The 14,652-nt window shown below is 56.5% G+C and carries 9 protein-coding genes and 1 riboswitch; of the genes, 7 read left to right on the top strand and 2 right to left on the bottom strand.

Annotated elements, in window-relative coordinates:
• The first annotated feature begins 170 nt into the window (after window positions 1–170).
• The 4 genes from sgrR (at window position 171) to thiQ (ending at window position 5,305) form a co-directional block, all read left to right on the top strand.
• On the top strand, window positions 171–1,832 hold the full coding sequence (sgrR, locus tag J2125_RS15015; protein WP_026111620.1) for an HTH-type transcriptional regulator SgrR: 1,662 nt from the start codon (window positions 171–173) through the stop codon (window positions 1,830–1,832).
• Window positions 1,833–1,867: 35 nt separating this feature from the next.
• A riboswitch (TPP riboswitch) is annotated at window positions 1,868–2,001 on the top strand.
• Between the two features lie 46 nt (window positions 2,002–2,047).
• Window positions 2,048–3,034, top strand: coding sequence for a thiamine ABC transporter substrate binding subunit (gene thiB, locus J2125_RS15010; protein ID WP_017800486.1), 987 nt, complete (start codon window positions 2,048–2,050; stop codon window positions 3,032–3,034).
• Window positions 3,010–4,620 carry a thiamine/thiamine pyrophosphate ABC transporter permease ThiP gene (thiP, locus tag J2125_RS15005; RefSeq protein WP_017800487.1) on the top strand — a complete coding sequence of 537 codons (1,611 nt, stop codon included), beginning with the start codon at window positions 3,010–3,012 and terminating at the stop codon, window positions 4,618–4,620. Before thiB ends, thiP begins: the two co-directional genes overlap by 25 nt.
• Window positions 4,604–5,305 carry a thiamine ABC transporter ATP-binding protein ThiQ gene (gene thiQ, locus J2125_RS15000; protein WP_017800488.1) on the top strand — a complete coding sequence of 234 codons (702 nt, stop codon included), beginning with the start codon at window positions 4,604–4,606 and terminating at the stop codon, window positions 5,303–5,305. The genes thiP and thiQ overlap by 17 nt, the downstream gene beginning before the upstream one ends.
• A 31-nt stretch (window positions 5,306–5,336) precedes the next feature.
• Here thiQ and J2125_RS14995 read toward each other — a convergent pair whose 3' ends face one another.
• Window positions 5,337–6,104, bottom strand: a complete 768-nt coding sequence (locus J2125_RS14995) for a DedA family protein (RefSeq protein WP_017800489.1) — start codon at window positions 6,102–6,104, stop codon at window positions 5,337–5,339.
• 116 nt (window positions 6,105–6,220) lie between these two features.
• Window positions 6,221–8,173 (bottom strand): type VI secretion system Vgr family protein, encoded by a 1,953-nt coding sequence (locus J2125_RS14990; protein ID WP_209499506.1) that lies wholly within the window; start codon window positions 8,171–8,173, stop codon window positions 6,221–6,223.
• A gap of 170 nt (window positions 8,174–8,343) precedes the next feature.
• On the opposite strand from J2125_RS14990, the gene polB reads away from it, so the two are divergent.
• The 3 genes from polB to rluA all read left to right on the top strand — a co-directional run bounded on the left by polB (window position 8,344) and on the right by rluA (window position 14,616).
• Entirely contained in the window at window positions 8,344–10,704 is a 2,361-nt protein-coding gene (gene polB / locus J2125_RS14985) for a DNA polymerase II (RefSeq protein ID WP_017800491.1), read from the top strand.
• 277 nt (window positions 10,705–10,981) lie between these two features.
• A complete protein-coding gene (rapA, locus tag J2125_RS14980; protein ID WP_017800492.1) occupies window positions 10,982–13,888 on the top strand; it encodes an RNA polymerase-associated protein RapA in 2,907 nt (968 codons plus the stop codon).
• A gap of 74 nt (window positions 13,889–13,962) precedes the next feature.
• Entirely contained in the window at window positions 13,963–14,616 is a 654-nt protein-coding gene (rluA, locus tag J2125_RS14975) for a bifunctional tRNA pseudouridine(32) synthase/23S rRNA pseudouridine(746) synthase RluA (RefSeq protein ID WP_026111621.1), read from the top strand.
• Window positions 14,617–14,652 lie beyond the last annotated feature (36 nt).

Below are 14,652 nucleotides of genomic sequence, written 5' to 3'. Positions count from 1 at the left end.
AAAAGAAAAAAGCCAGCAGACATTCATCCGCTGGCTGGTGAAAGCACCATACTCAGAAAGTGATGGTTAAGCGCATCACAACGATGCCTCCCGCTCTTCCATCTGCCGCTATTATCGCCATAATACAGGAAATGAAAAACTGATGGCTTTCACTGCGGAGTTCCCCTTTTATGTCCTCTCCCCGCTTGCGGCAGCAATTTATTCGCCTGTGGCAGAGCTGTAACGGCCAGTCACAAGAGACCACACTTAATGAACTTGCGTTGCAGCTCAGCTGCTCGCGGCGACATATGCGCAACCTGCTGAATGCGATGCAAGCTGAAGGCTGGCTAAACTGGCAGTCGGAAGCCGGACGCGGTAAACGCTCGATGCTGAGTTTTCTCTATACCGGCCTCGCACTCCAGCAGCAACGTGCCGAAGACTTACTGGAGCAGGATCGCATCGACCAGCTGGTGCAACTGGTTGGCGATAAAAATCAGGTGCGTCAGATGATTAGCTCGCACCTCGGGCGCAGTTTTCGTCAGGGTAAACATATTCTGCGAGTGCTCTACTACCGCCCGCTGATGAATTTGCTGCCCGGTTCGCCGCTGCGTCGTTCAGAAACCCATCTCGCCAGACAGATCTTCAGCAGCCTGACACGTATAAATGAGGCAAACGGGGAACTGGAACCCGATATCGCCCATCACTGGCAGCAGATTTCCGCCAGCCACTGGCGTTTCTATCTGCGCCCGGCAATCCATTTTCACCATGGCCGCGAACTGGAGATGGATGATGTTATCAGCTCACTGCAGCGCCTTAACGCCCAGCCGCTGTTCAGCCATCTGACGCGCATTGAATCCTCGACACCCTGGGCGCTGGATATTCATCTCAGCCAGCCGGATAACTGGCTGCCGTGGTTACTGGGCAGCGTCAGTGCCATGATCCTGCCGCGTGAATGGCCAACCCTGCCGGACTTCGCACGCGAGCCGATTGGCACCGGTCCTTATTCAGTGGTGCGCAATCAGCAGTCACAGTTAAAAATTGAGGCATTTGATGACTACTTCGGCTACCGCGCGCTCATCGATGAAGTGGCGATCTGGGTGCTGCCGGAGATCTCTGATGAACTGGTCTATTCCGGCGTCAAACTGCAAGGTGGAAAGCAGGATGAAACCTCGGAAGAGAGCCGCCTTGAGGAGGGCTGCTATTTTCTGCTGTTCGACCAGCGCTCTGAACAGGGGCGCAACGAGCAGGTGCGCCGCTGGATCAGCACCATCTTTAACCCGATTGCGATGCTCAACCACTCGGGGATTGGCTATCAGCGTTACTGGTTCCCCGCCTGGGGACTGCTGCCACGCTGGCATCACCGGCGCAATATGACGCCAGTCAGCAAACCCGACGGGCTGGAAACATTAACCCTTACCTGGTACAGCGACCATATTGAGCATCAGGGCATCGCCAATGCGCTGGAGCCGATCCTGGCGGCCCATGGCGTGAAACTGGTGACCCAGGAGGTGGACTACAACAGCTGGTATCGCGGTGAAGCGGAGAGTGATATCTGGCTGGGCAGCGCGAATTTCACCCTGCCGTTAGATTTTTCGTTGTTCTCGTTGTTGTATGAAATTCCGCTGATCCATCACTGTGTGGATATTGACTGGGAAGGAGATGCACAGCGCTGGCGGCAGCAACAACTGTCGCTGGCGGACTGGAGTCAACAGCTGGTCGACAGTTACAGCCTGCATCCGCTGTTCCACCACTGGTTATTGCTGGAAGGCCAGCGCAGTATGCGCGGGGTGCGGATGAATACCCTCGGCTGGTTTGATTTTAAATCCGCCTGGTTTGCACCGCCGGAGTCGTGATGCTTTCGCTGCGCAGCATAAGTCACTAGAATAGGCGATTCTCAACGGGGTGCGGAAAAACCTTATATGGCGATAATTTAAAAACGCCGCGAGCAAGTTTTCCGCTGAGAAAAACCCGTCGAACCTGATCCGGCTTATACCGGCGTAGGGATTTGAGATTGCGCGTTACTCAGATCCTTTGCGACTCATAAAATTTCTCTCCAGGAGAGCGCAAAGTGTTAAAGAAAACCCTGCCCTTTTTACTGCTGCTGGCGACACCTGTTTTCGCTGCTAAACCCACCCTGACCGTCTATACCTATGACTCATTCTCTGCGGAGTGGGGGCCGGGTCCGGCGATCAAAAAAGCGTTTGAAGCCGACTGCAATTGCGAACTGAAATTCGTCGCGCTGGAAGATGGCGTATCACTGCTAAACCGTCTGCGGATGGAAGGCAAAAACAGTAAAGCGGATGTGGTGCTTGGCCTCGATAACAATCTGCTGCAGGCGGCGGAAAAAACCGCTCTGTTCAGCCCGAGCAAGGTGGATACCCGCGCGCTGAAAATTCCGGGTGGCTGGCATAACAGCACCTTTGTGCCGTACGACTATGGCTACTTCGCCTTTGTCTATGACAAAACCAAAGTGAAAAACCCGCCCAAAAGCCTGAAAGAGCTGGTCGACAGCAATCAGAACTGGAAAGTGATCTATCAGGATCCGCGCACCAGCACCCCAGGCCTCGGCCTGCTGCTGTGGATGCAGAAAGTGTATGGCGCTGATGCGCCTCAGGCCTGGCAGAAGCTGGCCCGCAAAACCGTTACCGTCACCAAAGGCTGGAGCGAAGCCTACGGCCTGTTCCTGAAAGGTGAAAGCGATCTGGTGCTGAGCTACACCACCTCTCCGGCCTATCATCTGATTGAAGAGAAAAAAGATCAGTATGCCGCCGCCGACTTCGCTGAAGGCCACTATATGCAGGTCGAAGTCGCCGGTCAGCTGGCCAGCAGCAAACAACCGCAACTGGCGCAGCGCTTTATGCAATTTATTGTCAGCCAGCCGTTCCAGCAGGCCATTCCGACCGGCAACTGGATGTATCCGGTGATCGACAGCAAACTGCCGGACGGCTTCAGCACTCTTCGCGTACCAAAAACTGCACTGGAGTTCAGCCCGCAGCAAGTCGCCGATAAACGCAGCCAGTGGATCAGTGAATGGCAACGCGCCGTCAGCCGCTAATTGCCGGCTGGATGATCCCCGGCGGCCTGGCGGCCCTGCTGCTGGTCGCCGTGGCGCTACTGGCGTTTGGCGCATTATGGTTTAACGCACCGGCAACCGACTGGCGCGCGATTGTACAGGATCGCTATCTCTGGCATGTGCTGGGCTTCTCTTTCTGGCAGGCGCTGTTATCGGCGCTGCTGTCCGTGATCCCGGCAATCCCGCTGGCGCGTGCGCTCTGGCGTCGCCGCTTTCCCGGACGCCGTGCGCTGCTGCGCCTGTGCGCCATGACGCTGGTGCTGCCGGTGCTGGTGGCGGTATTTGGCATACTTAGCGTCTACGGCCGCGAAGGCTGGCTGGCGCATCTCTGCCAGCTGTTCGGCATTGACTACCGCTTCTCGCCTTATGGCCTGTCGGGCATTTTGCTGGCGCATGTGTTCTTTAATCTGCCGCTGGCCACCCGCCTGTTATTGCAGACGCTGGAGAATATTCCCAGCGAACAGCGTCAGCTGGCGGCGCAGCTGGGAATGGGCGGCTGGCACCACTTTCGTCTGCTGGAGTGGCCGTGGCTGCGGCGGCAAATTCTGCCCGCCGGAGCGCTGATTTTTATGCTCTGCTTCGCCAGTTTTGCCACCGTGTTGTCGCTGGGCGGCGGGCCGCAAGCCACCACCATCGAGCTGGCAATTTTCCAGGCGCTCAGTTATGACTACGATCCTGGCCGGGCGGCGCTGCTGGCGCTGATACAGATGATCTGTTGCCTCGGCCTGGTGATGCTTAGCCAGCGTTTAAGTAAAGTGATCCCGGCGGGTAACGCCACGCTGGGCGGCTGGCGTAATCCGCAACAGAGCCTGCACGCCCGCCTCACCGATACCCTGATCATCGCTCTGGCGTTAAGCCTGTTATTACCGCCGCTGCTGGCGGTGGTGGTTGATGGCATTAATCAGGGGATTGGCAGCGTGCTGACGCAACCGGCGCTATGGCAGGCAACCGCTACGTCGCTACGCATCGCGCTGGGAGCCGGTCTGCTGTGCGTGGTGCTGACCACCATGCTGCTGTGGACCAGCCGCGAGCTGCGCCTGCGCCAGCGTCCGCTGGCGGGCCAGACGCTGGAACTCAGCGGCATGCTGATCCTCGCCATGCCTGGCATTGTGCTGGCCACCGGTTTCTTCCTGCTGCTGAACAGTACCATTGGTTTACCGCAGTCGGCGGAGGGGCTGGTGATGTTTACCAATGCGCTGATGGCCATCCCCTATGCGATGAAGGTACTGGAAAATCCCCTGCGCGATATTGCCGAGCGCTACAATCTGCTGTGCCTCTCGCTGGATATTAAAGGCTGGAACCGGCTGAAATTGATTGAACTGAAAGCGCTGAAGCGCCCGCTGGCCCAGGCGCTGGCGTTTGCCTGTGTACTGTCAATTGGCGATTTTGGCGTAGTGGCGCTGTTTGGCAATGAAGATTTCCGCACCCTGCCCTTCTGGCTCTATCAGCAGATTGGCTCTTATCGCAGCGAACAGGGGGCGGTCACCGCGTTGCTACTGCTATTACTCTGTTTTCTGTTGTTCACCGTGATTGAAAAACTGCCGGGACGTCATGCTTACGCTGAATAATTTAACTTATCTCTATCAGCATCTGCCGATGCGCTTTTCTCTGTCGATGCAGGCGGGCGAGCGGCTGGCGATCCTTGGCCCGAGCGGCGCCGGCAAAAGCACGCTGCTGAGTCTGATTGCCGGTTTTCTGCCCGCCAGTAGCGGCACTATGACGCTAAATGGCAGTGACCATACCCACAGCGCCCCGGCGCAGCGTCCGGTGTCGATGCTGTTTCAGGAAAACAATCTGTTTCCCCATCTTAGCGTGGCGCAAAATATCGGTCTGGGCCTGCATCCCGGCTTAAAGCTAAATGCGCAGCAGAAACAGGCCATCAACGCTATCGCGCAACGCGTCGGCCTCAGTGACTATCTCGAACGCCTGCCATCGCAGCTCTCCGGCGGCCAGCGCCAGCGTGCCGCACTGGCGCGCTGTCTGGTGCGACAGCAGCCGTTACTGCTGCTGGATGAGCCATTTTCCGCCCTCGACCCGGCATTACGCAAAGAGATGTTGCGGCTGGTGGATGAAGTCTGCCGCGAGCGAAAAATCACCTTACTGATGGTGTCGCACAGTCTGGAAGATGCACAGCAGATCGCCGCACGCAGCGTGCTGATTGTTGACGGACGGGTTTACTGGGATGGCGCGACCGCAACGCTGGCCGCCGGGGAAACGCGGGAAGCAGAGATTTTAGGCGTTACGGTTAAATAACCGGGCCAGCAACGCTGACCCGCTATCGATGCTAGCGACCGACAAATACCTGCCACAGCAAATGACGAAATATCGGCATCATCGGATGAAACTGGATGGCAATAAAACTGCCGACACCGATAACTAACGCGCTCGGCGCCAGCCAGCGCAGGCGACTGACCGGCAACATCGGCGTCGCCCAGTCATTCTGCTTCGCGGCGCGCTTCCAGCGCCAGCATAACCAGATGCCCAGCCACAGCAGCAGCGCCACTGCCAGCAGCAGCCATTTAAACATGCCGCTCTCCGCATCCTTCGGCACATCAATCGCCACGCCCGCCAGAATGCCCGGCATAAAGTAGAGCGGCGGCCATAGCAGGCAGCCAATGATATTAGGCGGCAGAAACTTCTTTATCGGCAGCTCCAGCATACCGGCAACCATCGGGATCAGCGGGCGGGTCGGGCCAATAAAACGTCCAACCAGAATGGTAAACATACTGTGCTGATGCAGGGCATGCTCGGTTTTATCCAGCATCGACTTATGCCGTTGCAGGAATGACCAGCGGTGCAGCGGCCCTTTAAACTGCCAGCCAATATAGTAGGAGATCCAGTCGCCCAGCAGGCAACCGATAATCCCGGCGCCCCATGCCGGATAGAGGCCCATCTGGCCGCTGCCGATCAGCGCGCCCAGCGTCGCCATTAGCACCGTGCCGGGCAACAACAGTCCAACCAGCGCCAGCGACTCCAGAAATGCCACCAGCATCACCGCAAACAGCGACCACGCCAGCGATTGCGTAATTAATTGTTCCAGCCAGGCTTCCATAATGTTCCATTCTGGTATTTCGAATGCTGGATTGTCCTGACCCGTCACAACAGCGTCAAGGCTTGTTTTGTATGGGAGTGTTGGCTTTATGTCAATGTCAGCAGGTGATGGCGTGATCACATATATAAAAACAAGCCGCTCATCAACGTTCGCACCGCCGAAAGATCGACCATCAGCTGTGTTCCGCTGTATTTAATGGTGTTGGTTTGCATGGTGACGCCGGTCTTTGACAGGCTTAATCCGGTAAAGGTGCAGGCAAGGCTCTTCACTTCATTGCTGGAGATGGTGGTGCCCACTGACATCGCATTCATCTTGATATCCAGTCCGTTAATACTGACATTGAAACCGGTGGTGGTGTAAGCGTGACTGCGTGCATTCACGGTACTGACCGGGGCATCCATTTCAATGGTGGTGTCACTTTTCAGCGTGATTTTATGTGGCGAAGAGATCATGATTTCGCCGCCATTCACCTCTTGCTGCCAGCTGCCATCAACCGAAACCATCAGGTCTCCCGCAGTATGCTCCTGCCGGTTACCGCCAACCCGCATATGAAGATCGTTCTCCACTGAAATCGTCATATCGCGTTCAGCGTGCAGGGTAAAAGATTCGTTACCGAGGGCATCGTCGAGAAACAGAAAGCTGGCGTTATCAATGGTGCCGCCACTGCTGCGCGACATAAAACCCATCCGTGTGGCGGCACTGGGCAGCTCCCAGGGTGGCATGTTCTGCTGGTTATAGACACGCCCGGTGATAATCGGTCGATCCGGGTCGCCATTAATAAAATCCACCACTACCTCCTCACCAACGCGCGGCACCTGTAAGGCGCCATATCCCCAGCCCGCCCAGCTGCTGGAGACGCGTACCCAGCACGAACTACTGCCATCGCTGCAACCATGGCGATCCCAGCGGAACTTCAGTTTTACCCGGCCATATTTATCGGTCCAGATAGTTTCGCCATAGGGTCCGATCACCTCGGCAGTTTGCGGGCCATGGGTCTTTGGCCAGCGCGTCTGCCGCAGCGGGCGCCAGTTGATATCGCCCGGCACCAGGGTAAAGCTTACCAGCCGCTCGCCGCCTGCTGCGCCGCTATTGCAGGGACTGACGCTAAGTAACCAGCTGGCGCTGACGGTAAGATATTGCCGCTCATCCTCACGACGCGGCGCGCCGCAGAGCTGAAACAGATAACCGGGCGCGATGCCACAGGCGCTTGCGCTGCCCGCCATCTGCTGGTGCTGCGCTGCCAGCTCCTGCTGACGTATGCGTGCATAAAACTCCCCCTGCTGACGATCGTTAAAACGGCCAGGCCAGTCGAACACTTCCGCTCTGCCGACGGCGCCGGAGTGAGGATTTTGTCGCACCTCCAGCAGCCGCGCGCGCGGCTGACGAAAATCGTAGTCATCCATGCTGTAAAGCGCCGGGGTGATGGTGTCAGTGGCGCTCCAGCCGCTAATCCCCGCAGCATGACCCTCTTGAGTGCTCCACGGGATATTTTCATGGCCCGCCAGCGCGTTATGCGCCTGCGGCCCGTCGGCCAGAATCAGCACCTGCCCATCCGCCTGATGCGAAAAATAGTAATAAATCCCCTCATGCTCCATCAGGCGACTAATAAAATCGAAATCACTCTCCTGATACTGGACGCAATAATCCCACTGGCGATAACGCCAGCTCAGCCGGTTTTCATACAGAATATGGTGGGCTTTAAACAGATCATGCAGGATTTCAGGCACCGTTTTTTCCTGCCAGATACGGAAGTCACGGTTTTGCGTTAAGTACCATACCGCCGGACGGATGGTGGCGCGATACAGCGTGTAGCGTTCAGCGCCGATGGCCTGACCGGCATGGGTAATTTGTGTAATTTTTCCGGTTAAATAACGCGATGGCGCCTGCTGATCTTTTAACTCAACAGCTAAGTCGCCGCCCAGTAACGTTTTTAGCGCAATATTATTGTCGTGACTGAGTAATTCGATTTCAAAAGCGTAGAGTGCGGAGAGTTGTTCAGTGCCGTTCAGTGATTTAAACAGCAACTGCCCATCACCCAATGGCGTATGGGCTACGATTACAGGTTCCATCGAAATATCCTTTTAGTTGATACAGCGCCAGCCTGGCTCAGGTCATCAATGACTTTTTTATGTTACCCACAAGGTTTAGCAGCTGAATTAAAATCCCGCTAATTGTCGCGCAAGAACTGTATAAATAAACATGCTATTATTATTTACAGTTAACGCAATAAGGGTTCCGGGTGGATAACGCACGCGCAGGCTTTTTACTTACTCGCCACTGGCGGGACACCGCCACCGGTACGGAAGTGGTGCTGTGGCTGGCAACCGATGCCGGGCCGCAACGGCTGGTGCTGCCGGAGCAGGAGTCGGTGGCCTTTATTCCGCAACAATTTCAGCAGCAGGCAGAACAGCTGCTGGCCGCTGAACGTCACTGTCGCATTACGCCCCTCGAACTGAAAGACTTCCGTCATCGCCCGGTATTTGCGCTCTATTGCCGTCAGTATCGCCAGCTACAGCGGCTGGAAAAGCTACTGCGTGAACAGCAGATCCCATTGTACGAGGCCGATATCCGTCCCCCGGAGCGCTTTTTAATGGAGCGCTTTATCACCGCGCCGGTATGGTTCAGCGGTCAGCCTGCCGGTGACAGCCTGATCAACGGCAGGCTGAAGCCGCATCCTGATTATCGGCCGCCGCTAAAGTGGGTCTCACTGGATATCGAAACCACCCAGCACGGTGAGCTTTACTGCATTGGCCTTGAGGGTTGTGGTCAGCGTGATGTGTATATGCTCGGACCGGAAAATGGCGATGCCAGCCAGCTGGATTTTAATCTGGAATATGTCAGCAGCCGTCCGCAGCTGCTGGAAAAACTTAACGCCTGGTTTCAGCAGCACGACCCCGACGTGGTGATTGGCTGGAGCGTGGTGCAGTTTGACCTGCGTGTGCTGCAAAAACATGCCGACCGCTATGGCATACCGCTGCGTCTGGGCCGCGATCGCCAGCCGCTGGAGTGGCGCGAACACGGTTTTAAACCCGGCGTATTTTTCGCGCAAGCTGCCGGACGGCTGATTATTGACGGCATTGAGGCGCTAAAATCCGCATTCTGGAACTTCTCCTCGTTCAGCCTCGAAGCGGTATCGCGCGAACTGCTGGGCGAAGGTAAAGCGATTAATAATCCATGGCAGCGCATGGAAGAGATCAATGAACGTTTCGCCAACGACAAACCGGCGCTGGCGCGCTACAACCTGAAAGATTGCGAACTGGTGACGCGCATTTTCCAGCACACCGAACTGATGCCGTTTTTACTGGAACGCGCCTCGGTTAATGGTCTGGCGGTGGATCGCCATGGCGGCTCTGTCGCTGCCTTCAGCCATCTCTATCTGCCACGGATGCATCGTGCCGGTTATGTGGCGCCTAATCTCGGTGAAATCGCCCCGGAAGCCAGCCCCGGCGGCTATGTGATGGATTCACGCCCCGGTCTGTATGATTCGGTGCTGGTGCTGGATTATAAAAGCCTCTATCCGTCGATTATCCGCACCTTTCTGATCGATCCGGTCGGTCTGGTGGCCGGACTGGCGACGCCCGACGACGCGCACTCCGTGCCCGGCTTCCGCCATGCGCGCTTCTCGCGCAGCGAACACTGCCTGCCGGAGATCGTCAAACAGATCTGGCTGGGGCGTGAAGCGGCGAAAAAACAGGGCAATAAGCCGCTGTCACAGGCGCTGAAGATTATTATGAACGCCTTTTATGGCGTGCTCGGCACCAGCGCCTGTCGCTTTTTCGATCCGCGCCTCGCCTCTTCCATCACCCTGCGCGGCCATGAAATTATGCGCCAGACGCGCGAGCTGATTGAGGCGGAAGGTTACGATGTGATTTACGGCGACACTGATTCCACCTTTGTCTGGCTGAAATCGCCGCACGATAACGCGCAGGCCAGTGAGATTGGTCAGCGGCTGGTGGAGAAAGTTAACCTCTGGTGGCGGCAGCATCTCAGCCAGCAGTATGGTCTGGAAAGCGCGCTGGAGCTGGAGTACGAAACCCATTTCAGCCGTTTCTTAATGCCCACCATTCGTGGCGCCGAACAGGGCAGCAAAAAACGCTATGCCGGTTTAATTACCGCGGACGGTCAGCAGCGCATGGTGTTTAAAGGGCTGGAAACGGTCCGCACCGACTGGACGCCGCTGGCACAGCAGTTTCAGCAGGAACTTTATCTGCGGATTTTTCAGCGCCAGCCTTATCAGGATTTTATTCGTGAAACTGTGCGTCAGCTGCTGGACGGTGAACTTGACGATCGACTGGTATTCAAAAAGCGCTTACGCCGGCCACTGAAAGAGTATGAACGTAATGTGCCGCCGCATGTGCGCGCCGCGCGGCTGGCCGATGAGCACAACCGCAAGCTGGGCCGCCCGTTGCAGTACCAGAATGGCGGTTATATTCGCTATGTGATGGCAACCTCAGGCCCGGAACCGCTGGAGGCGCGAATCACACCTCTCGACTATGATCACTATCTTTCGCGCCAGCTACAACCGGTGGCGGACGGCATTCTGCCATTTATGCAGGATGACTTTGCTACACTGATAACAGGACAGTTAGGGCTGTTTTGACAGGTGACGAACGCGTTACCTTCCAGTACCATAGCGCCCTTCCTGAACGTCAACGCTCCGCACCTTCAGCCAGACACTCTTTTTGTCCGGCCGCAATGCTATTGCCTGCAGCGCGTTCTAAAAAAACATGAGTTCCCCAAAGTAACTGGAGTTGCAGCAAGGCAGCAAGAGAACAAATCCCGGTGAACTGACACCAGTCAGTGATTCGGGTGAGTGAACGCCGCTAACGCTGCGGCAACTTCAATTACGAAGGGGATGAGAATCGAGCCAACTATCTATGCCTTATACACTTGGTCAACGCTGGATCAGCGATACGGAAAGCGAACTGGGATTGGGAACCATTGTTGCACTGGATGCACGTATGGTGACAGTGTTGTTCCCTGCCACGGGTGAAAACCGTCTCTATGCCAGAAATGATTCTCCGATTACCCGCGTGATCTTTAATCCGGGCGACACCGTGACCAGTCATGAAGGCTGGCAGCTGGAAGTAGAAGAAGCCCTCAGCGATAAAGGTCTGATGACCTATGTCGGCAAGCGTCTGGATAACGATGAGAGCGGCGTGACGCTGCGCGAAATGATGCTGGACAGTAAATTAGTGTTCAGCAAACCGCAGGATCGCCTGTTTGCCGGTCAGCTCGATCGCATGGATCGCTTTGCCCTGCGTTTTCGCGCGCGCAAATATCACAGTGAACAGTATCGTCTGGCGATCAGCGGCCTGCGTGGGATGCGCACCAACCTGATCCCGCACCAGCTGCATATTGCCCATGACGTTGGCCGTCGCCATGCGCCGCGCGTGTTGCTGGCCGATGAAGTGGGTCTGGGTAAAACCATCGAAGCGGGCATGATTATCCATCAGCAGCTGCTGGCGGGCCGTGCCGAACGCGTATTGATCGTGGTGCCGGAAACCCTGCAACATCAGTGGCTGGTCGAGATGCTGCGCCGCTTTAACCTGCGCTTTGCGCTGTTTGATGACGACCGTTACGCCGAAGCGCAGCATGACAGCGACAACGCCTTTGAAACAGAACAGCTGGTGATCTGCTCGCTGGACTTTGTGCGCCGCAACAAACAGCGCCTGGAGAAAATGGCCGAGGCCGAGTGGGACCTGCTGATCGTCGATGAGGCGCACCACCTGGCGTGGAGCGAAGGCGAACCAAGCCGCGAATATCAGGTGATTGAGCAACTCGCCGAACAGATCCCGGGCGTACTGCTGCTGACCGCCACCCCGGAACAGCTCGGTATGGAGAGCCACTTTGCCCGTCTGCGCCTGCTGGATCCGGATCGTTTCCACGATTTCGCTCAGTTTGTTGAAGAGCAACAGAATTTCCGCCCGATTGCTGATGCCGTCGCTATGCTGCTGGCAGATAAAACCATCTCCACCGATGAGATGAATATGCTGAACGACCTGGTGGGCGAACAGGATATCGAGCCGCTATTGCAGGTGGCCAACAGCAACCGTGAAGGCAAGCAGCAGGCGCGTCAGGAGCTGATCAGCATGCTGATGGATCGCCATGGCACCAGCCGCGTACTGTTCCGTAACACCCGTAATGGTGTGAAAGGCTTCCCGAAACGTGAACTGCATCAGATTCGCCTGCCACTGCCGTTGCAGTATCAGACGGCGATTAAAGTCTCCGGGATTATGAGCGCGCGTAAATCCGCCGACGAGCGCGCACGCGATATGCTCTATCCGGAGCAGATTTATCAGGAATTTGAAGGCGACAGCGGCACCTGGTGGAACTTCGATCCGCGCGTTGAATGGCTGCTGGGTTATCTGACCAGCAACCGTGACGAGAAAGTACTGGTGATCTGCGCCAAAGCCGCTACTGCCCTGCAACTTGAGCAGGTGCTGCGCGAGCGCGAAGGCATCCGTGCTGCGGTATTCCATGAAGGCCTGTCAATTATCGAGCGCGACCGTGCCGCGGCTTACTTTGCCACCGAAGAGAGCGGCGCTCAGGTGCTGCTGTGCTCGGAAATCGGTTCCGAAGGCCGTAACTTCCAGTTCGCCAGCCGTCTGGTGATGTTTGATCTGCCGTTTAACCCGGATCTGCTGGAGCAGCGTATTGGTCGTCTCGATCGTATCGGCCAGGCGCACGATATTCAGATTATGGTGCCCTATCTGGAAAAAACCGCGCAGGCGGTGCTGGTTAGCTGGTATCACGAAGGTCTGGACGCGTTTGAACATACCTGCCCGACAGGTCGCGCCATCTATGACAGCGTTTATCAGCAGCTGATTGAGTATCTGGCAGCGCCGGAGAATCCACAGGGACTGGAGGAGTTTATCCATCAGTGCCGCAGCCAGCATGACGCGCTGAAAAGCCAGCTGGAGCAGGGCCGCGACCGCCTGCTGGAGCTGAACTCCAATGGCGGCGAACAGGCGCAGGCGCTGGCCGATCTGATTGGCGAGCAGGACAATGATATTGAACTGGTCAACTTTGCGCTGAACCTGTTCGATATTGTCGGCATCAATCAGGAAGATCGCAGTGATAATATGATCGTGCTGACGCCAGGCGATCATATGCTGGTGCCAGATTTCCCGGGACTGCCGGAAGATGGCTGCACCATTACCTTTGATCGTGCGCAGGCGCTGTCGCGTGAAGATGCCCAGTATGTTACCTGGGAACATCCGATTATTCGTAACGGTCTGGATCTGATCCTCTCCGGCGATACCGGCAGCTGCGCGCTGTCGCTGCTGAAGAATAAAGCATTGCCGGTCGGCACCCTGCTGGTGGAGATGATTTACGTGGTGGAAGCGCAGGCGCCGAAGCACCTGCAACTGACCCGCTTCCTGCCGCCAACGCCAGTCCGTATGCTGGTTGATCGTAAAGGCACTAACCTGGCGGGCAAAGTTGAATTTGAAAGCTTTAACCGTCAGCTTAATGCGGTGAACCGTCATACCGGCAGTAAACTGGTCAATGCGGTACAGCAGGATGTGCATGAGATCCTGAAGTTATCCGAAGAGCAGGCGGCGGCGGAAGCGCGCCTGGTGATTGATGCAGCGCGTCAGGAAGCCGATGAGAAGCTGAGCGCCGAGCTGTCGCGTCTGGAAGCGCTGAAAGCGGTCAATCCGAATATTCGTGATGACGAGGTCGAAGCGCTGGAGAGCAATCGTGCGCAGGTGCTGGCCAGTCTTAACGATGCGGGCTGGCGCCTCGATGCGCTGCGCCTGATTGTGGTGACGCACCAGTAATCGTTGCTCCCCCACCCCAGCCCTCCCCTGCTTACATCGGGGAGGGTGTTGCCCGAGTACCTGTTGGACATATGATGGAACCCTACAATCCCCCACTCGATCCCTGGCTGCATATCCTCTATCAGGATGAGCATATTATGGTGGTCAACAAGCCCAGCGGTTTGCTGTCGGTGCCCGGTCGTCTGGAAGAGCATAAAGACAGTGTGATGACGCGCATTCAGCGTGATTTCCCGCAGGCCGAATCGGTACACCGGCTGGATATGGCGACCAGCGGGGTGATGGTGGTGGCGCTGAACAAAGCCGCTGAGCGTGAGCTTAAACGGCAGTTTCGCGAGCGCGAACCACAAAAAACCTACATTGCACGCGTCTGGGGGCATCCGCAGCCGGAGAGCGGGCTGGTTGATTTACCACTGATTTGTGACTGGCCGAACCGGCCAAAGCAGAAAGTCTGTTTTGAAACCGGCAAAGCGGCGCAGACCGGGTATGAAGTGCTGGAGTATGCCGCCGATAACAGCGCGCGCGTCCGCTTAAAGCCGATTACCGGGCGTTCTCATCAGTTACGCGTCCATATGCTGGCGCTGGGCCATCCAATCCTGGGCGACCGCTTTTATGCTCATGATGAAGCCAGAGTCATGGCGCCAAGATTACAGCTGCATGCGGAGATACTGACCATTACCCACCCGCAATATAAAACGCCGATGACTTTTCGTCAGCCGGCGGATTTTTAATTTTGCTGTGGGCGGCGTTCTCGCCGCCCTTTTTCA

Source organism: Winslowiella toletana (assembly GCF_017875465.1).
Taxonomy (GTDB): domain Bacteria; phylum Pseudomonadota; class Gammaproteobacteria; order Enterobacterales; family Enterobacteriaceae; genus Erwinia; species Erwinia toletana.
This window is presented reverse-complemented; position numbering and strand designations above follow the sequence as displayed.